Annotated in this window: 22 protein-coding genes and 3 tRNA genes; 9 read left to right on the top strand and 16 right to left on the bottom strand. The window is 60.6% G+C overall.

The window, feature by feature from the left end:
• Nucleotides 1–10 precede the first annotated feature (10 nt).
• A complete protein-coding gene (locus VGN72_19950) occupies nucleotides 11–3496 on the top strand; it encodes a DNA methyltransferase (GenBank protein HEV7301646.1) in 3486 nt (1161 codons plus the stop codon).
• A 6-nt stretch (nucleotides 3497–3502) separates the two neighbouring features.
• Entirely contained in the window at nucleotides 3503–4126 is a 624-nt protein-coding gene (locus tag VGN72_19945; GenBank protein ID HEV7301645.1) for a DUF433 domain-containing protein, read from the top strand.
• A gap of 589 nt (nucleotides 4127–4715) precedes the next feature.
• Here the strand turns inward: VGN72_19945 and VGN72_19940 are convergent.
• Nucleotides 4716–5624, bottom strand: coding sequence for a nuclease-related domain-containing protein (locus VGN72_19940; GenBank protein HEV7301644.1), 909 nt, complete (start codon nucleotides 5622–5624; stop codon nucleotides 4716–4718).
• 259 nt (nucleotides 5625–5883) lie between these two features.
• Nucleotides 5884–6129: a hypothetical protein gene (locus tag VGN72_19935; protein HEV7301643.1), complete on the bottom strand. Its 246-nt coding sequence runs from the start codon at nucleotides 6127–6129 to the stop codon at nucleotides 5884–5886.
• 97 nt (nucleotides 6130–6226) lie between these two features.
• Between VGN72_19935 and VGN72_19930 the strand changes: the two genes are divergently transcribed.
• Genes VGN72_19930 through VGN72_19920 form a run of 3 tightly spaced genes read left to right on the top strand, consistent with a single transcriptional unit; the run spans nucleotide 6227 to nucleotide 7710 of the window.
• The gene (locus tag VGN72_19930; protein ID HEV7301642.1) at nucleotides 6227–6739 is read left to right on the top strand and encodes a hypothetical protein; all 513 of its coding nucleotides are present in this window, start codon (nucleotides 6227–6229) and stop codon (nucleotides 6737–6739) included.
• Nucleotides 6740–6751: 12 nt separating this feature from the next.
• Nucleotides 6752–7087: a hypothetical protein gene (locus VGN72_19925; GenBank protein ID HEV7301641.1), complete on the top strand. Its 336-nt coding sequence runs from the start codon at nucleotides 6752–6754 to the stop codon at nucleotides 7085–7087.
• An 8-nt stretch (nucleotides 7088–7095) separates the two neighbouring features.
• On the top strand, nucleotides 7096–7710 hold the full coding sequence (locus tag VGN72_19920) for a hypothetical protein (GenBank protein HEV7301640.1): 615 nt from the start codon (nucleotides 7096–7098) through the stop codon (nucleotides 7708–7710).
• Nucleotides 7711–7939: 229 nt separating this feature from the next.
• Here VGN72_19920 and VGN72_19915 read toward each other — a convergent pair whose 3' ends face one another.
• Nucleotides 7940–8179 (bottom strand): helix-turn-helix transcriptional regulator, encoded by a 240-nt coding sequence (locus VGN72_19915; GenBank protein HEV7301639.1) that lies wholly within the window; start codon nucleotides 8177–8179, stop codon nucleotides 7940–7942.
• Between the two features lie 299 nt (nucleotides 8180–8478).
• Between VGN72_19915 and VGN72_19910 the strand changes: the two genes are divergently transcribed.
• Both VGN72_19910 and VGN72_19905 read left to right on the top strand, forming a co-directional pair.
• Entirely contained in the window at nucleotides 8479–9741 is a 1263-nt protein-coding gene (locus VGN72_19910) for a hypothetical protein (protein HEV7301638.1), read from the top strand.
• Nucleotides 9732–10724, top strand: coding sequence for a hypothetical protein (locus tag VGN72_19905; GenBank protein ID HEV7301637.1), 993 nt, complete (start codon nucleotides 9732–9734; stop codon nucleotides 10722–10724). Before VGN72_19910 ends, VGN72_19905 begins: the two co-directional genes overlap by 10 nt.
• A gap of 455 nt (nucleotides 10725–11179) precedes the next feature.
• Here the strand turns inward: VGN72_19905 and VGN72_19900 are convergent, their stop codons facing one another.
• The 3 genes from VGN72_19900 to VGN72_19890 form a co-directional block, all read right to left on the bottom strand.
• Nucleotides 11180–11959, bottom strand: a complete 780-nt coding sequence (locus tag VGN72_19900) for a hypothetical protein (protein HEV7301636.1) — start codon at nucleotides 11957–11959, stop codon at nucleotides 11180–11182.
• Nucleotides 11960–12559: 600 nt separating this feature from the next.
• Nucleotides 12560–13996, bottom strand: coding sequence for a site-specific integrase (locus VGN72_19895; protein ID HEV7301635.1), 1437 nt, complete (start codon nucleotides 13994–13996; stop codon nucleotides 12560–12562).
• A 138-nt stretch (nucleotides 13997–14134) separates the two neighbouring features.
• Nucleotides 14135–14208, bottom strand: a tRNA-Arg gene (locus VGN72_19890).
• A gap of 124 nt (nucleotides 14209–14332) precedes the next feature.
• Between VGN72_19890 and VGN72_19885 the strand changes: the two genes are divergently transcribed.
• Nucleotides 14333–15709 (top strand): hypothetical protein, encoded by a 1377-nt coding sequence (locus tag VGN72_19885; GenBank protein HEV7301634.1) that lies wholly within the window; start codon nucleotides 14333–14335, stop codon nucleotides 15707–15709.
• On the opposite strand, the gene VGN72_19880 is transcribed toward VGN72_19885, so the two are convergent.
• The 10 genes from VGN72_19880 to VGN72_19835 all read right to left on the bottom strand — a co-directional run bounded on the left by VGN72_19880 (nucleotide 15693) and on the right by VGN72_19835 (nucleotide 20817).
• Nucleotides 15693–16037: a hypothetical protein gene (locus tag VGN72_19880; protein HEV7301633.1), complete on the bottom strand. Its 345-nt coding sequence runs from the start codon at nucleotides 16035–16037 to the stop codon at nucleotides 15693–15695. The two genes, VGN72_19885 and VGN72_19880, sit on opposite strands and share 17 nt — an antisense overlap.
• A 23-nt stretch (nucleotides 16038–16060) precedes the next feature.
• Nucleotides 16061–16134 (bottom strand) — tRNA-Met (locus VGN72_19875).
• Between the two features lie 359 nt (nucleotides 16135–16493).
• Nucleotides 16494–16856, bottom strand: coding sequence for a hypothetical protein (locus tag VGN72_19870; protein HEV7301632.1), 363 nt, complete (start codon nucleotides 16854–16856; stop codon nucleotides 16494–16496).
• Between the two features lie 348 nt (nucleotides 16857–17204).
• Nucleotides 17205–17291 (bottom strand) — tRNA-OTHER (locus tag VGN72_19865).
• A 266-nt stretch (nucleotides 17292–17557) separates the two neighbouring features.
• Entirely contained in the window at nucleotides 17558–18367 is an 810-nt protein-coding gene (locus tag VGN72_19860; GenBank protein ID HEV7301631.1) for a hypothetical protein, read from the bottom strand.
• Nucleotides 18368–18423: 56 nt separating this feature from the next.
• Nucleotides 18424–18816 carry a hypothetical protein gene (locus VGN72_19855; GenBank protein ID HEV7301630.1) on the bottom strand — a complete coding sequence of 131 codons (393 nt, stop codon included), beginning with the start codon at nucleotides 18814–18816 and terminating at the stop codon, nucleotides 18424–18426.
• Nucleotides 18817–18820: 4 nt separating this feature from the next.
• Nucleotides 18821–19072, bottom strand: coding sequence for a hypothetical protein (locus VGN72_19850; protein ID HEV7301629.1), 252 nt, complete (start codon nucleotides 19070–19072; stop codon nucleotides 18821–18823).
• On the bottom strand, nucleotides 19069–19284 hold the full coding sequence (locus VGN72_19845; protein ID HEV7301628.1) for a hypothetical protein: 216 nt from the start codon (nucleotides 19282–19284) through the stop codon (nucleotides 19069–19071). Before VGN72_19845 ends, VGN72_19850 begins: the two co-directional genes overlap by 4 nt.
• A 283-nt stretch (nucleotides 19285–19567) precedes the next feature.
• Nucleotides 19568–19951 carry a hypothetical protein gene (locus tag VGN72_19840; GenBank protein HEV7301627.1) on the bottom strand — a complete coding sequence of 128 codons (384 nt, stop codon included), beginning with the start codon at nucleotides 19949–19951 and terminating at the stop codon, nucleotides 19568–19570.
• 629 nt (nucleotides 19952–20580) lie between these two features.
• Entirely contained in the window at nucleotides 20581–20817 is a 237-nt protein-coding gene (locus VGN72_19835; GenBank protein HEV7301626.1) for a hypothetical protein, read from the bottom strand.
• 157 nt (nucleotides 20818–20974) lie between these two features.
• Here VGN72_19835 and VGN72_19830 point away from each other — a divergent pair, with 157 nt between their 5' ends.
• Nucleotides 20975–21346, top strand: coding sequence for a hypothetical protein (locus VGN72_19830; GenBank protein HEV7301625.1), 372 nt, complete (start codon nucleotides 20975–20977; stop codon nucleotides 21344–21346).
• Nucleotides 21347–21358: the final 12 nt, after the last annotated feature.

The following is a 21358-nucleotide window of genomic DNA, read 5'->3' as shown; positions in this document are numbered from 1 at the left end:
ATGCTCGATCATGACACATCGGGCGGGCACTCTCACACCGGATGAATTCGTACAGAAGTGGACCGACGCGCAGCTCTCCGAGCGGGCGGCATCGCACGAACATTTCATCGACCTCTGCCGCCTGCTCGACGAACCCACTCCCGCCGGGGCCGATTCTACCGGCGACGATTACTGCTTCGAAAAGCACGTGAAGGTCGTCGGCTCGGCGTCGAAGGGGTCTAAGGGCGACCACGGTTTCGTCGACGTCTGGAAGCGCGGCCGGTTCGCGTGGGAGTACAAGGGTAAGGATCGCTACAAGTCGCTCGAAGAGGCCTACCGCCAGCTCTACCAGTATCGCGACGACCTGGACAACCCACCGATCAGCATCGTCTGCGACATCCGCACTACCGAGATCCGCACGCACTTCGCGGGATATCCGACCCAGCGCATCGTCCTGAAGCTCGAGCAGATCCCCGCCAACCTCGGGCTGCTCAAGCGGGTCTTCACCGACCCCGACTCGTTCCGCCGCACGCAGAAGACGACCGAGACCGTAACAACGGAACTCGCCGAGGAATTCGGCGATCTCGCCAACAAGCTCATCGAACGATACCCGCCCGACGCGCTTCAGCTGTGGGAATCGGCCGGGTCGCCGGTGGCGCACTTTCTGATGAAGGTGATGTTCTGCCTGTTCGCCGAGGACGTGAAGCTGCTGCCCGATCAGGCGTTCACGAAGATCATCAACCTCTGCCTCATGAACCCCGAGCGGTTCCAGCCGCTGGCCGACCAGTTGTTTAAGCTGATGCGGAAGGGCGGCGAGTTCGGCTTCGACAAGATCCCCTACTTCAACGGCGGGCTGTTCGACGACGCCCCCGCTCTGCCGCTGAAGCACGGCGACCTCGTCGCCCTCCGCCGGGTGGCCGGCGACGGGCAGAACTGGGCGGGCGTGGAGCCGAGCATCTTCGGCACGCTCTTCGAGCGCATCCTCGACCCACGCAAGCGCGCCCAGATCGGCGCGCACTACACGAGCAAGGCCGACATCCTGCTCGTCATCGAACCGGTCATCATGGCCCCCCTGCGCCGTCGATGGCAGCAGGTGCAGGACGAGCTGAAGGACGCGATCGACAAGCACGATGCCGAAAAGGACCGCAAGCGGCGCGACGTGCTCTCCGCCCCCATCAAGGTCGCCGTCGAGTCGTTCCGCCAGTTCCTCAGGAAGCAGCGCATCCTCGACCCCGCCTGCGGGTCAGGGAACTTCCTCTACGTCGCGCTGCAGCAGTTGCTGGATTTGGAGGACGAGGTCGTGCGCTTCTGCGCCCGCCGCGACATCTACGTCGACCCGATCCCCCGCGTGCGCCCCTCGCAACTGCACGGCATCGAGATCAACCTCTACGCCGCTGAACTGGCCCAAGTCGTCATCTGGATCGGCTACCTGCAGTGGCTCCACGTCCACGGCATCGAAGACCCGAAAACCCCGATCCTCGACAAGCTGGATACGGTCGAACATCGAGACGCGATCCTGGATCTTTCGAATAAGAAGCTACCGGTGCCGGCGCAATGGCCCCGCGTTGATTTCATCGTCGGGAACCCGCCGTTCCTCGGCTCGAAGATGTTTCGGAGATTTGGGCTGACTGACGACTACCTACGGGCTCTCTTCCGTTCGTACGACCTTCCCAAGACTTCGGATCTCTGCTGCTATTGGTTCGATAAGGCGCGCGGGCTCATAGAGGAATTCGACACGATTCGTGTAGGGCTTCTTGCAACGCAAGGCATCCGCGGTGGTGACAATCGAACCGTCTTGGAACGAATAAAAGAGTTCGGCGACATCTTTAATGCGTGGGAGGACAAAGAATGGCCTCTTGACGGGGCGATGGTCCACGTCTCGATCGTGTGCTTCGATGATGGGACCGAGACCACACATAATCTGAACGGTATCCCTGTCAGCGAAATCAATGCGGACCTATCAACTGGGGTTTCGACGACGGGGATCCGAAGCCTCACAGAGAATGAGGGCATTTGTTTTATGGGAACGACCAAGGGTGGAGGTTTTGACCTGTCCCCGGCGGAGGCCCGTTCCCTGTTCAGCGAGCCTAACTCGAATGGAGCTTCCACGCTCGATGTGGTCAGGCCGTGGATCAACGGTAGCGACGTAAACGGCCGTCGACGTGGGATGTTCATTATCGATTACGGATGCGAACCGAACCTTCAAGCCGCAACTGGTTACGAGTCCGCGTTCAAGTACGTTGAGACAACGGTCAAGCCGGAGCGCATCAACAATCGCCGGGCGTCATACGCCGAGAACTGGTGGCTTCATGTAGAACCTCGCCCGGCGTTACGCAACGCGACGCAGACATTGGATCGGTTCATTGTCACCACGCGCGTCTCGAAGCATCGCATTTTCGCCTGGTTCGCGAATCCCACGCTCCCCGACTCCGCTACATTCGCTTTCGCGCGGGCTGACGATTACGCGTTCGGCATTTTACAAAGTTCCCTACATGAGGCTTGGGCGCGGCGCATGGGAACCCAGTTGCGCGAAGAGGAATCCGGCTTTCGATACACGCCGTCGTCTTGCTTCGAAACCTTCCCCCTCCCCTGGTCCCCCGGCAAAGAGGACACGAAACACCCAGCTTACCTGCGGGTCGCGGCGGCGGCGAAGGCCTTGAACGAGCAGCGGGAGCGGTGGTTGAACCCGCCGGAGTGGATCGAACCGTTGGCGGCGAAGATCGATGCGGCCGACGCGTTCGACGACGTCCCCGCTGAGGCCCGCGCCCTCGTCCGCCAGTCCGCCATCATGGCCGCCGCCGCCAAGGATGCTCGGTTGAAGAAGCGGACGCTCACGAACCTCTACAACGAACGTCCCACTTGGCTCAAACTCGCCCATGAGCAGATCGACCGCTCTGTCCTCGCCGCCTACGCCGCCGTCGACACCGAGGGCGACTGGTCGGAGGACTGGGCGGAGGTTTGGACGGACACGGGAGCGGGGCAACCGCTGTCGCTCGAGCATCCACTACGCGCGCGGCGAACTGATGTCGATCAAAAGGTTCTAGCTAATTTTCTTAGACTCAATCATTTACGTGCTGGGTTACCGCTGAATGGACTAATTGGGCGAACGGGGGTAATCGGGACGCCTCGAGAGGGTCGTGTCGTCGATGATCCGAAGCTTGCCAAGGCGATGCAGGAGTATCGCGATGGTCTCAGCGACTTGTATGATCCGGGCCGAAAAGAGTCGCCCGAACCTGGTCCGCTTGATGATCCGAAAAAACGGCCTAGGCTGGACAAGGTGGTCCTTTTTGGGTCCCGCGCTCGTGGGACGGCATCTCCTGGATCAGATGCAGATGTCCTCATTGTGCTCAACGGCCCATTTGACCACGCCCGCGAAATTCGCCGTACTAGCAAGCTTACAGCCGACATTTCATTGCAACATGGAGTTGCAATCAATCGAATCATCATGAACCAGAAGGACGCGTTGAAGACTGGACCATTGCAGGCAAACATTTCCAAAGATGCTATAATCCTTTGAAAGCCTATGGTTGCGACTAATCCGTATTTTCTACTCTGGCGCGCCGAGCGTACGACGCGAAATGTCGAGGCGCGCATTGGCGCAAATCCGAGTCAAGCGGATGCGTATTACGCGATGACCGTTTCCGTACAGGCCATGTGGCAGGCGATGAATGCCATGCTACTTGCAGTTCACGTCATACCGGACGATGCGCGAGTTCTGACCCAGATCAATGAGGAAATCATCGGTAGAGGCGTGCTGGACCAACAAGTCTTCCAACGGCTTCTCGATGCACAGTCCACCAGATCGCGTGCAGTCTATGGGGCGGATGATCCCAAATTGCAGGACGTCCAACAGTTGATCGCGTGGGCAAACGAGGTAATCGGATCTACGCAGCGAGCAGTGCGCGAGCGGGTTGCGTCTCCCATCAACAAGACGCCGGGAGTTGCTGGCGGCGATGCATGCATTCGCGATACGCGCATCCCGGTTTGGACGCTTGTACAGTTGAAATCTTTGGGACGAACCGATGAACAGCTGACTGGGGATTTCCCTGGACTGAGTATCGGCGATCTCGACGCGGCGTGGAATTACTACCGTGAGCACGGCGACGAGATAGACGAGGCTATTGCCGCTCAGACTGGGGAGGACTAACCGACCGTGGCCCGACTCTATTCCAACGAAAACTTTCCGCAGCCTGCTGTGGACGAATTACGCCGGCTTGGACACGACGTTCTAACGTCATTAGACGCAGGCCAAGCAAATCAGCGCATACAGGACGATGCGGTTATCCGGTACGCGACGAAAGACGCTCGTGCGGTGGTCACGCTCAATCGTAAGCACTTTCACAAGGAACACGAAAAGTCGCCCGCGCACGCGGGCATCATCACCTGTACAGTCGATTCGGACTACATCGCGTTGGCGACGCGGATACATGACTGCTTAGGTCGGATGTCGGTTCTAACCGGTCAGTTGGTCAAGATCACCAAGCCAGCCTAAAGGCTCTCCAGACGGCGGGTGGTAAAGGTTGGGTACTCCCAACCTGTCGAATCGATTTGCAGACGATGCCCTCTTCAGCAACGTCGACGATGCTGTGCTATGCGACAACCCACGTTGCGAGCCACGACCTGTGCTAGCCGCAAAATAGCTACAATCACAGGCGCCCCAGCATCGACCACGTCGTAGTCGGGCCGGAAAGGGTGTTCTGCGTGTCAACGAAGGCACATCGCGGGCAGGCTCGAGGTCAATCCGATGAAAGGTGCACGGTCGGGCGGTCCGCGTAGAGCGCGACGTCCTCCGGGCCGAGCCGGGGCGGTGCGTTGCCGACCCAGTTTAGGAAGGCCTTGCCGTTCAGAACCCACGTTTGCGGCTCACCGCGGACCTTGCTGCTGTCGACGTACCAGCCGGGGTACAGGACGACAGACCGCACCTCGACATTGCGGCCGGACATGCGGTTCAGGATATCTGCCACGTGGGCGGCGCCCGCCCTGGACTGCTTGATTGGATCGCGGTCGGGCGTGAAGCCGTCAATCAGCACCCGTTCGCCGTCGTAGACGATTTGAGCGTCGTGGTCGGTCGGCTTGGAGACCGTCTTCGTTTCGATCGCGAAGACGCCACCACGGCCGACGATCACGTGGTCGACGTTGAAGCCATTGCCGGGGATGTCGTGAAAGACGTCGTAGCCGTCTCGGCGAAGGCGTTCCAGCATTCGCCCGACTTCGCGTTCACCCTGGCGACCCAGGCGGATCCGTTCCAGTTGCGGCTTGATTCGATAGCCCCGCCACAGCGCGAGTACGCCCATGACCGACCCCACGATGATCCAGTGCCAGGGCGACATGGGACCGCCGATCCAACGCGCGATCAACTCACAGATGCCGACGACCACGAGCGCCAGGGAACATACGAAGTAGATGAAGAACCGGTCGAAGAACAGATCGATCGCTTCCTGGCCCAGCGACTCGCCCGCCTGAGGCAACGAACGGCGTTGGAACGGCGACCTTTTCCCCGGTTTACGCATAGTGCGGGCAGGGTAGGGGACGGCGTCATGGCCGTCAAAGGCATCGCGTAGCCACGAAAGACGGCCGGGTCCGATCATGCCCGTACCGGCCTTCACGTCGCGATTGTTCCGGAGCAACCGGACGATCGTCGCCACGAGCACCGACGCCGCGGCTCGGAATCCTTAGTGTAAGGAGGGGAAGAACGCGCACGCCAGCGGATCATCGGCTTCTGCGATCTCGTCCTCCCCAACCCTTGCCTTGTCGCTGCACAAGTGATGCTCAGGGTCACCCGAAGACGTGGCCTCGGCACGAGTAACTGCTACCGACAGAGCAACGCACTCACAAATCCAAGCGATTGTTCGGCCATGCTCTCGTGCGCCCGAACAGGATAACCACTACTTCGCCATCCCTCGCTCAAGATTTCTTGCCACTTCCTCGACTCTGTGGCGGTTGCAGGAATGGTTCCAGCTTTCCTTCAAGTTCGGCCGTGTAGACATCCTGCAGCACTTGCTTTCGCTCCTCAGGAGTGGCACGGATGAAAAGGGCCATTGCGCCGGCAACACATGCTCCCACCTTTCCCCCATACTGGGCCACAACCTCGCGGAAAGCCTTAGCCACCATCGGAGGGACATTCACCGTCAACGTCTCACGCTTCTTCATGGGGCTTTATTAGAGATGAAAGAGAATCGAGGTACAAAACTTTCACAATGAAATATTTCATCTTGAAATATTTTGATGGCTGTGCTACGGTGCCGTCATGGCCCCAAGCGATGACGAACAGTCAACTCCACAAATAGGCGATATTACGAATCTTGCCGCTCGGCTGGTCACGCCCTTGCACTGCGCGATCGGTGAGGAGCAAGGCAACGCAAGGCAGGATCTGCTCTTGGTTACCCTTGGCGAACCGGATGGCTCGACGGACGTTCTCGCACTGCTCCCGGAGGACGCGTTCAAGCTCCGCCGGATGATTGCGGAGTTTGAGGCTGATGCAGAAGTCTGGAAACCAGACGGCATGTACCCTCGCGAACGCTTCTTCAAAAGTAGTATCAGCCGGTCTGAGCGCTTGGTGAAGTCGTCCGGGGTTGGTGAGTACTTGGACAAGCTCAAAAACAGCAATCCCGCACTGGCAAGCTATGTCGAGGTGCAGCTAGCCTCGTTCTCGCGATCAATTCGACGGCACGTTGCATCCCGCCGAGCCGCATGTCTACTCGAGCGGCGAATAGGTGCAGCAATCTTGACCGCCATTGATTTCGCGATGTGGAAGCCATGATTTGAGGGCCCAATGCACCTAGTTACTGCAGCGACAATCCAGGGTGTGGTTGACCAACTGGAAGTATTGGGCCCGGGACCGGCACTGCTCCAAATGGGCACCATTGAGCCGTTCCTGCAGGAACACATCATCCGATCCGTGAGGCGGCTGTTGAACGAGATGGACGCCGCGTCTGCGGGACGTCCAGAGTTGCAAATCCAGTTGCTCCAGTTTGCCGTCTCCGTGGTCGGGCCAGCTGTTCGAGTTCTGCATCCTCCCAACGAACTGGGTGCAAAGTGGGCGCTGGAGTACAAGGCGCGTCTTGAGGCTATCAATGCAGAAGCCAGGGCGCGAACCGAAGGGAAATGAGGTAACGCATGTCATTTAGCGAGGCCGAAGAAACGGGCCCTGATGATTTCTCGGATTCCGATATTGGCACCGACGACACATCGGATCTTGCCGCCGGTCAAGGCACGGAGCATGAGTTCGTCATTGACAACGAGCATGCGGCAAATTGGTTTGTCCGCCGGATTCGAGAGTTGCGAGACTACGTAGACCGGGTTGAGTGCTGGTCAACGACGGAAGTTGCTCGGTCTCGACGCAGGGAGGCATATCTCTTTGAGCGGTACGGCGGCCAACTCGAGAACTGGCTTCGACGCCGACTGGTCGATGAGGGCGGTCGGCGGCGGTCCATCAACCTACCCGCTGGAAGTGTTGGGCTCCGTGCCACGCCCGCGAAATTGACGGTCGTTGACGAGACCGCACTGTTGCAGTGGGTCAAGCAGAACATGATGGACGCTTTGCAGGTTCAACTTGGTGCTACTGGACCCGACGCGAAGCAACTGCTCGAATGGCATGCAGCGGTTGGATTAGAAGTCCGGATGTTCGAGACTGTTTCAAAACGTCTCGTGAACGCTCATGTTGGTGATACGGGAGAGATACCCGATGGCGCCGTGCTCGAGCCAGCCCGCGATCAACTGCACATTCGTTGATGACTCTTAAGTCTATACCCCATAGTCCGACTCATGTGCCCGTCCTATGTCCACCCGGGGGGTATTCGACATCCAAGGGAAGGGTCCCAGCGGTCGCAGGCGATGGGCAGGTTTACACGAACAATACGGTCCTACCCAATTGGAGATCGGCCCGCACGCCGTCGGTCGACCCGGCAGAAAAAAACGGGGGTGTGCATTGACAGGTTTCGATTTGTGGAGTTCTTGAAGTTCACTCCCCCCGGTCAACCTTACGCAGGATATCGTGAGGGTCGGCCTTTAAGGCTCGAGTGACCTCGAGAAACTCCACGACGTCAAGCCGACGTTGGCCGCGTTCGAAGTCGGATACGAAACTCTGGGGCCGGCGCAAGGACTTGGCTACATCCGCCTGAGTCATGCCGGCCCGTCGTCGGGCTTCGAGAAGAAGGCGACGGAGACGATCGGCAGCCCGCGTGAAACTTGACCTTGGCACTGCCTAGAGGGCATATCCGCCATATCGGAATATCGAAAAATTCGATATATTGTTAGGGATGACGAGTCTGCCGTGATTCGTTCGGAAAGAAGGCCTCTTTTCTGGTCTGCGCGATCACGTGTGGGAGGAGAACCATGGCGGGTACAAAGGTCTGTGTGACGTGTGGTCAAGACGTTATAGGGCAGCGACGGTACAGAAGCGCGTCGGGCGACTATCGCTGCGTTGGATGTGTCAGTGCAGCGCAGCCGCAGGTGGAGGTGGCATTACAGGCAGACATCGTGTCTGGCCAGGCTACCGGCATGGAGTACGACTTAGCGCCTGGATCTGTTCGCGACCATGCCAGATTGCCTGTCGCCCGCAAGCGCCACCCTCAGGATGCTTCAAGCGATCACCGCAAAGTCGATGAACTTGAACGTCTCTATGCGAAGGTTCCGTGGCACCGGCGCAGCAAAACGATGACCGTGTTGCTCGTAGCAGCGCTGTTCCTCGTAGGTACACCCCTCGTCGTGGTGTGTTTTATATCCCTCACCGGCCCAATCTATTACCGCAAGCTTGCGGCACCAGGAGTGCTCAAAGTCTGGTCACCTGCCAACAAGATCTTAGCCGTTCTATTTCTCATCGCATGGATGGCTAGCATCGCCTCGGTACTGCCGCGAGGAACGGGGCAGTCGGATGGGCCGCAGGATGGAACGGCCGCGTCCTCAGGTGCCCTGGGGGATAATGGAAAACATCGGGTGCCGTTACCAACTCGAGGATCACCCGTGGCATACGCAAAAGTTGGTGCAGGCGAAGACGAAACTCGAGACTTAATTGTGGTGAGCACGCCCGCTACGGGACATCGTGACCGCCCGGAAATCAAGCGGGAGACTGTGGCCGCATGGGCCCGGATGCTGGAGAAGCATTTCGCAGCCCGAGATGTGAACGCGATCGTCCGCTGCTTCGACACGCAAGCCCAACTGAAGACGTCGACGGCCGGACTGCCGCTTGAGGCGGAGCAGAAAACGATCGTGCACGAGTTGATAGGCTCTCAACTAATGGAGACCAGTTCGGCTTGGGTTTCGAACCTGAATATTGGTGGACTCAAGGTTCTCAACGCACGCGTCACGTCGAACGGCGAGGGCCACGCGGTCGTTCGCATGCTCAGGGTGGATGGTGGCTACGACTACCTGGCCTTGACCTTGGCCGCGTCACCTGAAGGGGAGCCATTGATCGCAGACAGCTACCAGCTCGGCACAGGCGAAATCTTGACTGAAAGGCTAAGGTTTCATGCCATCCAGACAGTGTTGCCAAAGACTACGCCCGCTGGAAAGCTGTCGAGGGCTGATCTGGATGTGCTGATCAATGGCAGCGTATTGACCCAAGCGACTGGGCGATTTGAGGCGGGGCAAGCCAGCGGAGCGATCCACCTGATTGATCAGTTACCCGAATCGCTAAAGACCAGGAGGTCAGTCAGCCTCTTGCGGGCGAGGGCCGCTCAGATGCTGGGGGAGCGATCGTTTGCGGACGCACTGGAGCGCACCGTTCCCTCTTCGGGAGTGATCCCGGATTGGACATGCTCCTGATCACACGCTGCTGGCGACAGGGACATTGGGCAGAGGCAATAGACCTTATCAATTCAATCCGAGGCAGTGTTGGTGAAGACCCCTTCCTCGTGGGCAAGCTCGCCGAGCTCTACTTGAACACAAACCAGAAGTCGCTGGCGTTGCGGCATGCGCAGCGTGCGGTAGCCGATGAGCCAACTCTCGTCGCTCCGCTGCGGGTGCTGATGTCACTTGCAATTGAAAACAACGATCAGAAAGAGATCACCCGGCTACAAGCCGTGCTGAGAACACTCGGCGAGCGTATACCTGATCCAGGTATCGCTCTATCCGTCCTTCTGCCAGCCACTTCGTCGACTCAGCCGACCCTGGATCCTGATCACTGGAACGATGTTCTGCGTAAGCGTCGGGACGAGCAGCTTGCTTCCTATGTGAGCGGGGCCCAGAAGATCGAAGCAGAGCTTCGAGGACTTGCCAAGGGTCCGTCGGCCACGGGCACCACTCCCGGGGCCACTGCCCAAAGGCGCAAAGAGTTGGCGCAGAAACTTGCCTACGCCAAGCGGGTGGCCAAGGCATTTGAACAACTCGGCCCCAGGGAGGTGGGTGATCTGTTCGTTCAGCTGGACAGCAGCAATGCGAAGCGCATGCGAGCCTTGGCCCTGGCGTACGGTGAGGCAAAAGGCGTTGGCGAGGCCGTCATTCGGCAGCAACAGGACGTTATCGAATGTACGTACAGGGGCTCAAGCGAGTCCCACGTTGCCATGTTGCGTGGTTCGTCGTCTGACTCGGAGATCCGGACAACCTATACGGTGCAGTACCGAGCGCAATCGGGCGTTGTCTTCGCTGGGCAAGCAGAAGTCGAATTGTACAAGGTCGACGAGGGCTGCTGGGTACCGAGGATGTTGATGATGGAAGGGCAGCCACGATCGTTCGCACTGGACCCCAATACTGTCCCTTATGTCGTCGGGTACGATGGGACGCGCTTCGTACCAGCCCAGGAAAAGTGAGGTCGGTCTTTAGACCTAACCCATCAACCCTCTACCGCTAGGATGCTTTGGAAGACGCCACCAACTTGCTCAGTTTCTTGGGTATCTGTGGGTGTGAACCTTCCTCGACCGAAACGGAACGCAAGGTAGTGGCGGATCCTTGGGGGCTAGCGTTGTGCCAGGAAGGACAAACCACGCGTTTGTGCAATATGCACTAGGTTCATCCACACAATACGCAGGCCGTTGGCATTCTCCGATCCCAACATGTTCTGCCACACAACCACCATGGGCAACGCCAAGCGCGCCCCGGGGGCAGGACGACACTGGACCGGCCTCCGTATAGCCTCCTCGCATCCATTCGACCCTTGTCCCAGACCTCTCTGCCCGGTCTCCTACCTTGGTGGGGGCTGAGTCACTCGTTCAGCACACTGCCAGCGACTCCTAGCCCTTAGATGACCCATGGGCGCAGTGTCCCCCTAGTAGAAGGTGGTAGCTGGCTCAGAATTCTGCCACAACGGCTTCGACTGACGGTCCAGAGTGCCTTGCTGGTACATGACAGGGGTGGGATAGGAGCTGAGGACAGGTATACTTACTACGTAGTACTCTTGATGAGGTAGACGCGGCGACACAACCTCGTCAACCATGTCTTCGATCGCGCGATGTTGCTGGTCGGAGAGCCAGCGAAGTACGAAGGGGAGCTTCCCACTCCGGCCCGCAAGGGCCCATCGCTGGCACCGACCTGGCCAATAACGGCCGTCGGTGCAGGTAATCAACTTCATGTCCGCGAGCATGCGCACCAGCGCGGCTACGAAGGCTGGGTAGGCCGGCAGGCAGTGAGCTTTCAGATCGTGGGCGATCGCAGCAGTGCTGGCGGCACCGTCCCTGGAGATGATCTGTTTGATCCTCACTACATGGGCACGAGCGCCGGCTTTGCGGACGATGTCCGGCCTGACCCCTGTATATTGGGCAATCCAAGCATTCGAATGTTGCGCCCAGATCTTCAGAGATTCGATGAAGTCCCGCTCGTCGTACCAGACATCGTCGCCAGCAAGCTTGCTGTCGTAAGTGCGGATCAACTGCCTGAAGGCCTTCGTCAGCAGGTCTTCTATATCCGGACTATCATCCCCGTCCGCTGGTTCCGCTGCGAGCGTTTCTAATAGCTCGCGAGCACGTTCGAAGAGCGCAGCTTCCCGCCGAGGTGATGGCCGACTGCCCCGCTGGTGTTGCGGCAGCAACTCCAAGATGGCCTGGCGCATGACTTCGTAACACAGGCGTCGCATCTCGGGTCGCGGTGTACTCTGCTGGATGCGCCGGACCCGCTCTTCTAAGCAGCGGCCAAGCGTCTGCACCTTTTGTGGCGAGGTAGTAGAACGTGAGCGACGCAGGTGTTCTTGCTTGTGGCACTTCACGCACAGGGATTCCAGCGGCTGTTGCAGGGAACCGCCTTGCCCAACTGCGTTAGGGTGATGTGCATGATTCGCCGGGCTACCGCACCTTACACACCGACTGTGCTGTCGTCGCTGGGCCGCGCTGCGGTCGCCTACTAGCCACGGGCGACGGATAGGACGCTGACGCAATTGGGATAGACGACGGGGTGGCCCGCCTTCTGACCCAGAGGCAGTGTTTGTGCGGCGAGGTTGTGCTGTGCTTCTACGCATCGACCAAAAAAAGAAACCGCCGTTGCGAGCGGCGGTTTCGGTGGGCCGAGTCTGAATAGCCCAGGAACGTTTTGCCTATGTCATGGATCAGACTCTACGGCGGCTCGCAACCGCGACGCTCGTCACGTCAGTTTCCGTATCGGAAGGACGGAATCGCCACCTTCGCCAATTTCTCGTCCCTGATGAAATATGTCTGCGTTAACTCTCATGTATGAGGTCTTTCGCCGGCTCTGAAGTCATGCGGCCTGCGTGGCGGATTCGCTCGACGTCATCCCTGAAGTCCGTTTCAAACATCCCAGCTGAAGTAAACTCGGCGTACATCTGGCGTTGTAGCTCGTTAAATGCACCGAAATCGCGAGCTCTCGTATAATTTTTCGCCAGGATTGAGGTGGGCGCGTGGCTAAGCGCGATCTGTCCGATTGCCTCACCGCCATGACGGACCATGAAGTCGGCGACGAACTTTCGCAGATACTTAAAGCTGAGGGCGGTAGGGACCTGAGCCTTCACTCGGAGGTCGACCCACATTTGTCGTACCGCGTCGCTTACGAGTTTTCCGTTCAGGTAGGTGACAAGCGAGAATCCGTGGGCCGTGTAGAAGGCCAAAGGTCGCTTCCGGTGCTTCTTGAACTCCTCCTTTAGCAATAGGATTAACTCCGGTGGAAGCCAGAAACGGCCCTCGATTTTAGTTTTATTCCGCCAGTGGTGCAGCACTCCTGCTTGCAGATCAAACTCAGACTTCTCAAGCACGGCCAGTTCTCGTTGAGTGCCGGCTGTGAACAGTGCGGTCAGCATGATCGCCTTCTGGTAGTCATTAGCGGCCCTGTAGATCTTCACAAGTGTCGGTAGGTCAAATTGCTCGATCGTATTCGCCTGGCGAAGTTCTGCGGGTGTGCGCAGGTCGTCGAGGCGGACCCTGAAAGGTTTGGTTAGTTTCCTAGGACCTTCCCAGCCCCCGAAGGTCACGTCGTCGCACCACACAAAGAATTGGCGGATGTACGCGAGGTTCGTCTTGACGGTCTGGGGACCGATCGGTTTGCGATTTCTACGCTTGCCCTTCCTGGACTTGGGACGCGACTTGAAGTGGTCCGCGAGCCGGTCGAGCCAAGCAAAGTCAATTTGCTCCATGGGGCAGTCAGGGACCGCGTGCTTGAGCGTCACGCCCACGACTTGTTCCGCACGCCACTTGTGGGCGTCAGAGATACGCTTGCCCTTGATCGTCTGAAGGTAGGTTTCGATCGCTTGATAAAGCGTCTTCGCGGGCTGCTGTTGTACAGGCTTCTCCTCGACCAGCGAAGCAGGCGGTATATGAGCAGTGGTACCTGGGAAGACGATCCCTCGTACTGGGGCAATCATTTCACCCCTGACCTGATGGTCTTGAATGCGGTCTCTTAGAGCACGCTGAGCAAAGTCGATCGTTTCCTTGACCCGCTGCTCCATGTCGGGGGTCCAGTGCTTGATTCCGCAAGCCTGCATTTGCTGCCAACCAGTTCGATAAGTCCATGCAGCAAACCGTGCGTAGTCCTCGTTCTTCCCGAGCCAGAACAGGCGAGGTTTCCCGTCCACCTTACGACCGACAGTTACGCGAAAGCCGTGGACTGGATGTCTTGAAAGTTCACCGTCAGGCAATCTGGCCATGCACTTCTCCTTGCGAATGACGCAGGAGATCATATCGCCACTTTTGCCGTGGATCTGATATTTTATGTGATAAGGCCGCGAGACAGCACAGGTCTGGCGCCACGTATCGTGATCGTAAGCGCTTGGAGATGAATGAATTGCACTCGACAGGAGTCGAACCTGTAACCCTCGGTTCCGAAGACCGATGCTCTGTCCAATTGAGCTACGAGTGCTAATCGCCGTAGTTAGCGGACTTACGACGTTTTCGGGCTGCTTTGCCTGATGCGTTCGACAACCCTTAACGACAACCTTACTTCCACCGAACAGGCCGATATAATCCGGCCGGAGGTTGTCGCCATGACTGATCGTACGGCCCCCCAACGTCCCGTCAAGCGAGGGCGCGGCAAGAAGATCCCGCAACTGCGCCTCCACCCCAACGGTCAGTGGTACATCCCGAAGCGCGTCCACGGCCGGCGAAGGAACTTCTACTTCGGCAAAGACGAGACGGCCGCACGCGAGCGGTTCCTCCGCGAGCTGCCCGACATCCTCGCTGACCGCCAGCCCGTCACGGCCGACGCGTCGCGCGTGACCGTCCTCGAGCTGACCGACCGGTTCATCATTGCCCAGGAGGAGCGATTCCGCGCCGGCGACATCGGCATCCGCGAGTTCGACGACCTGCGCCGCGCCGCCCTGGCGTTCCGGACCTGGGCCGGCGAGGACCGGCTGGCGGCCGACATCCCGCCGCTCGATGAGTACCGGACGCACCTGAAGCGGCGCATGCAGCTGACGAGCTTCAACCGCTACGTCACGAAGACCAAGAAGATGCTCCGCTGGGCCTACAAGCTCAAGCCGCGCCCGCTGCTCACCGTCGCCCGTCACGAGGACGACGCGCTGGCCAAGGCCAAGCAGAAGCACGTGAAGCGCGAGCGGCGCGAGATGGAGGACGAACACGGCATGCCCATCTACTCGCCCCAGGAGTGCCGGCTGCAGGTGATCGCGGCGTGCGAGGCCGAGGAGTGGAACATCCTGTCGTTCGTGCTGCTGGGGCTCAACGGCGGCATGGGCCAGAGCCACATCAGCGACCTGCCCGAGCGGAAGCTCGACTTCGCCAAGCTGTACGTCGATTGGGTTAGGACGAAGACCGAGGAGCTCTTCCAACTGACCGTCTGGCCGGTCACCGCGGAGGCGATCCGCAAGGCGATGGCGATCCGCCCCGACACCGTGTGTGACGACGCGAAGGGCCTGCTGTTCCGCACGCGGTGCGGGCACGCCTGGGTGCGCGAGTTCTTCGAGGACAAGGACGGGACGATCGGCGAGGTCGCGCCGAACGACGAGATCGGCACGGCACACCGGAAGTTCGAGGCGAAGCTGACGGTCACTGAGCCGGACAGCCGAGGCGGGCTTGTGACCCGGCCGATGAAGCGAAAGAAGCGCGCCTTCTACGCGCTGCGTCGGACGTTCGCGACGATCGGCAACGACACGAAGGACAAGGATGCGGTCCGCCGAATCCAGGGGCAGGACCTGACCGGGATGGACCCGCACTACGTGCGAGCGATCCCGATCGAGCGGCTGCGAGCTGTGACGGACTACGTTCATCGGACGCTCTTCGCTTGTGATCCCAACGAACTGACGCTGGAAAACCTGGTCGAGAAACTGGGGGCGATCGACCCGAAGCCGCCGGAGGAACAACCGGCGGCGACTGCTGACGTGCAACCCGTCACCGAGACGACGTGACCGCGCCGCCGTCGCTCCGGCTGGGCCTGTACTTCGGCGTGTAACCGCGCTCGTGCCGTTCATGGGTGGCCGCTGCGGGCGTGCCGGACACGAGGCAACCTTCGAGCGCGGCCTCGACGTCGGCCGGCTTCACCCGGATCTCGTCGCGGCTGCCGGTGCCGATGTCGTAGCGCGCAACGTTGTGTTTTTCGAGCCAGCGGGCGGCCGTCTCGTCGGCGCACGTGAGGCGTCGGCCGACGTCCCTCAACGTCCACAAGTCGCCCTGGCGTGGCTGGCGCCGGCGCGTCGCCTTCGGCTGCTTCGTTTCACTGTCTTTTGCGTCGGCCATCGTCATACCTCACGTTGATTCAGTAGCAGGGGCGGGATTCGAACCCGCGACCTCCGGATTATGAGCCCGGCGAGCTGCCATGCTGCTCTACCCTGCGATATCCCCGACGTCTCCGATCCGTCGGGCTTCGGTCGGGCAGATGTACATTCCGCTCCGACCCTAATGTGTGGCAGCTACCCGCCTCGTCAGGCCTCTCGCTGCTCGGACCACCGCGTTAGAATCCCGTCATCCCGGCTTGGCGCCGCCGAGGATCACCGCGGCGACGACCAGGCAGTACAACACGAACGCCGCCACACCGAACGATTCTGAAACCATGGCGACCTCCAATGCAGCGGGCCGGCTTTCGCCGACGTCGGCACATCCATCGTGCCGCCGCTGCAGTCCGCTTTCGCCATTAAGGTCGCGGCGTTCCTCGTCGTGCTTCCGCAGGGATGGCTTACAGCACGACCGCTACCGTCACCCGAGCTTCGCCCGGACGCAGTTGTCCTTCGCCGTCAGAAGGTCGCGCAGCCCGCACGTCAGATCCGGGCCCTCCGGCAACTCGTCGGCCATCTTGAACGCCAAGTTGGCAAATGGCTGCGACACCTCGCGAAGCTGGACCGGTAAGTGATCGCACCGGAAATGCTTCAACACGCCCGAGGTCGACGGGTGCCGCGGCGTCACGCCGTCGGGCTTGAACATCACGACGTTGCGATCGATCACCTTCGAGTTGATCGGCGACGCAGCGCACGGACCCTCGTGTCCGGCCGGCCGGCTGCACGACCAACCAGGGGGCGGGACGCGGCAGGTATCGGGCTTGTCGCTACTGTAGACGCTCATGAACATTTCCTTTCAGTCAACAAGCCTGATCCGAACGCCGAACGCGGAGTTGATCGCGGCGTCGGAAGCCGAGCAGTCGCACCAGCGACGCCACTTCGTTCGGTAGTACTGCCAGCGTGCCATAACGACTCCTCAAGACAGCGGGCCGGGCTCGAACCGGCGAGTGGCCAGGTGACGGGCAATCCGGTCGTGTCCAACCGGGGCCGAAACCGCACACCGCTGCACGCCCTGCTTTGTCGACGACGGGAACCGGCTCACATTCAGCCGGTCGGGCGCCCGTCGCCCCGGTCGCGTGTCAGGTGCCGCTGAAACGGCCACGACCTATGCACCATGAGCCCGTAGGCCCAAAGCAGCGTGCAGGACTCGAACCTGCGACCTCCAGCGACGCGAGGGGGGAACACGTCGCTGACGCTCTGCCATCTGAGCTACCGCTGCGTAACGGCGGACGTCTCGACACAGCGAAAAGAGAAAACTCCGCGTCGCACATCCACCGTGGGCCGAGAACACCCCGGCCGCAAATGCTGCGAACCGCGTGACCGCGACTCGCGAGCGTCCAACAGGTAACGGCTGTCGGCCCGGCCGCTCGTGAAGCGAGAGCAGCACACCTGCTGGGTCGGCCAGCTCAGGGCGAGATAACGCTCTCGACCGGGCGTCAGTGACCAGCAGCGCGGACCCGAGCCCAGCCGCCGGTCGGACGATCACTATTCGCCACCCCGCACGGCCCCGATGAACGTCGGCACCTTCGTCTGCGCGATGTCGCTCTGCAGCCAGGTCAGCGTCTCGGCCATACCGTTGTGGATCTGCGTCGGGAACGGCGTCACCTCGAATCGCTCCACGTCGGGCAACAGCTCGAGTGCGACCCGAACCCGCACGTCCTGCTTCACGTTCTCGAACACCTGCACGTCCAGCGTGAACTCCTCCGGGAAGTTCGCGATGCCCGACACTTCGCGGATGATCTGGCGCCCCAGCGCCTCGCGCCCGCGCTGCACGTCGGACTCGACGGTGCCGTCGGACTTCCACTTCACGGTGCGAATGAGCGAGATCAGGTTGGAGTCGGTCGGCAGGCTGCCGTCGAACGTGATGCGCAGCAGGCGGATCAGATCCCGCTGGCTAAGGGGCTTCTGGTCGACGCTCAGCCACTTCCACGGCACGCTCATGATCAGCGGGCAGGTGGCCCGGTGCCGGCGGTCCTCGAAGTTGTAGACGTACGTGACGGCCGACTGGCTGATGTACACCGCGCCGTCTTCGGGCTTGACGCCCCGCTCGCCTAGCGAGGTGATGAATGCGATCAACTGCTTCGGATCCTCGAGCCGCTCGTTGTGCCAGAGCGGCCCGGCCGTGCGCACGTCGACATTGATCGGCTGCCCCGCCGGACCCGGCGTGAAGATTGCGTACGTCCCCGGCTTCTCCAGCGGGAGGTTCATTATCTTGGGCTCGACGATCATCGCGGACCTCGTGATCCGCTCGATCTCCTTCACGCCGTCGGCCAGCCAACTTGCTCCGGTTTCCATTTCTGCATCCTTCCCGTGTGCGGGTGTTAATAAGGTGAGTCGTCAACGCGGTGGATTCACCCGCGGTTGCGGTCGCGTTCGCGCAACTCGGCGCGACGCCGTTCCGCTTCATCCATGATCGTCTCATCGTTCGGCGAGTCGGGCAGGTCGCTGTGAAACGCGAGCGTGCCGTCTTGCTGGGGCTGCATGACTCCCCCGCTGCTGCCGATCGCCGGCACCTTCTGGGCGATGTGCCAGGCGTACTCGACCGAGTCGAGCTGCGGGGAATGGCTATTCGTGTTGACGACCGGCTTCATCTCCAGCGTAATCACGATCTTTCTCGCCTTGTTCAGGACCGGCCGATCGGCGAGGTCCTGCGCGAGGAGCTTGAACGCGTTGTTCGCCGCGATCCGCAGCGAGCCCTCGTCGATGTTGCCCATCGTGTCGATCGTCAGCGTTTCCTTTGGCATCTGCCTATCCTTCCCTGCCTGCTGAGCAGGCCTTCTGTAGTGCGTTCACCGGCAACAGAAACGCCGTCTTGCGGCGCTCGCGGCCGATCACTTTCCTGAACCGGACCAGGGCCATGGAGCCCGGCACGTTGCCGCCGATGATCTCGCCGACCTGCTGGGCCCACGTGCCCAGCCGCTTCCGATCGGCCGCCGTCAGCCGGTCCACAACGACGGTCACCTCGTCACCGACCAGCAGCTGCGTCGTCGCGTCGCTCATGCCACCGCCCCACCGGGACGGTCGCCCGCCGCCATATCGAGCACGAGGGCGAGCGGCAGCCGTTCGTCGCACTTTGGGCAGCGCTCGACCTCGGCGCCGTTGACGCCACCGGATCGATACTCGAAGTCGAGCGTCAGGTCGCGCACCACGGAGGTGATGAGGATCGGCCAGCCGCACTCGCACCAAACCGGGTAATCCTTTCGCGCCAACACGTCTCGACTCCCTTCCGATCACCCTGCGACCGCTGTTCGCGATCGCGGGGCCGTGTACAAATGCCGGCGGGTGCAAGAGGAGGGGGGGAACCTCAAGCGGGGATCGCCGCCGGCAAAGCTCAGCACTCGATGCAGGTCGAGTTGATGTCGTCCATCGCGATGTCCATAAGAACCGCGTCGAACAACCGCCTCACCGCCACGTCCTCGATGCCGGTGCGGGTAGCTACTGCCAAGGCATACTGCTGCGCGAGCGGCAGGAATGGGCGATCGGCACCATCGGCGATCAGCCCACCCTGCGCGCTACCGAGCAGCGTTCCGTGAGACGCGAAAGCCAGAGCTTGGCTTTGGACAGCGAGAGGCCCGACGCGAAGATCCGATGGCTCTCGTCGACGTCGATCAGGTTGTCGCCCAAGGCCTTGTTGATCTCTGCCTGGTAAGCCACGGCCCGTTCGGTCACTGCCATCGACGCATCCCGTAGATGCTCCGGCCGCACAACGGACGGGAGCTCGCTGTGGTCGACCGGCGCAATTGACACCCGCCCCGCCGACAGCAGCTGCAGGAAGTCGACCAGGTCCGCGTCGCTCATCCGCCGGCACAACTGCCGCAGATCCTCCGACGGGTCGTTCTTCGGGGGCTCGCCGTGCTTGCCGGGCAGCCAGTTGCGCATGGTCGATTCGTTCTTGCCCCATCGCGCCGCTAGGCCCGATTGATTCGTGTCCGAGCGTGCGATGCACCGCTGAATTAACTCCGCGAACGGCGTCGACATCGGAGGGCCCCTGCCGTGAAACGGCGGTTTTCGTTAGCGTTCCCGCCGTCATCGGCGGAGTCGCGGGTTTAGTCTCTTGATCGTGATGAACAACGAAGCGAATCAGATCATCAGCAACGTCGAAGTGGCCCAGCGAACCGGATACAGCGCGTTCCTCGACCGGACGCACGTTGGCAAACACGCGGACGAAGTAGCCGGGCGCGAAGTCGCAGCAGGCCTCGTCGGCATCGGTCTCGGTCATCGGGCGGCAGTCGACCTGGTCGACGACGCAGAGCATGACGCCGCGAGGACCATACGGGTGCCAGCCGGTGTAGACAGCCGCATCCCAACTTTCGTCTTGTCGCTTGCTGGAGCAGATCAGCAGCGGGCCGCGGTAATGCGAGGGACGGCTCCGGACCTCCAAGGTCTTGGCGCCGCTGGCGATCAGCGAGGCCCACGGTTGACGGACGGACAAGGCTTTCATGGAATTCCCTTTCCTGTAAGCGCGGAATCTCCGCGGCCCCCGAGCGAAACATTGAACGATCGGACGATTAAGCGGAGACGCGTTCAGTACGGCCTTGGCGGCCATCACGAGCAGCAGCACGGGCCAGCCGATCGCGGCGGATGCGTTCCCGCACGGTGCGGGGCAACGAATCCCAGCCCTCCAGGGCGGCACCGATCGAGTCCTTCCGACTCAGCCCGGTGTCGAGCGCGATGTTCTCGGCGCGGTCGTAGTCCGCCGCGTTGATTTTCACGCTTTCCTCGGTTTTTCCCTCGGCCAGTGGCATACAACTCCCGTCAAGTGATGTGGGGAAGATACCACCACTTAGCCCATCGTCAAGAACAAACTAGAACAATCTAGAGCAAACTATCGCCCCCTGCGCGATAACCCTCGGCCAAACCAAATGTTGCGATCAATCACGAAATTTCTTACGGTGGGGAGTTGTGGCGACAAGTAGCGAGGACGCTGTCCGGATTTCCGTCGAAGTGAGCGCCGCTGCGCGTGATCTTCTTGCGCAGATGAAGACAGAGCACGGCGTACCGAATGTGCAAATTATCGCGCGGCTGCTGGAATGGTTCGCCGCACAGGACTTGTCGGTGCGATTAGCCGTTCTCTCCAAGACCGGCGACGCGGGAGCTGCGTTGGCGAAGATCAAGCTGGCTGAGATGGCGGCCGCCGGCGGGATCGCCGGAAGCGAGATCCCTGCCAACGTCTCGCAGGCCTGCGAGTTGATCCGCAAGCTCGCCGACAAGGTCGAGCGGGCTTACGAGAACATGGAGCACGTCGCGGAAAAGGCGACGAAGAAGAAGGACTGAGACACGTCTGAC

The organism is Tepidisphaeraceae bacterium (assembly GCA_035998445.1).
GTDB lineage: Bacteria > Planctomycetota > Phycisphaerae > Tepidisphaerales > Tepidisphaeraceae > DASYHQ01.
This window is presented reverse-complemented; position numbering and strand designations above follow the sequence as displayed.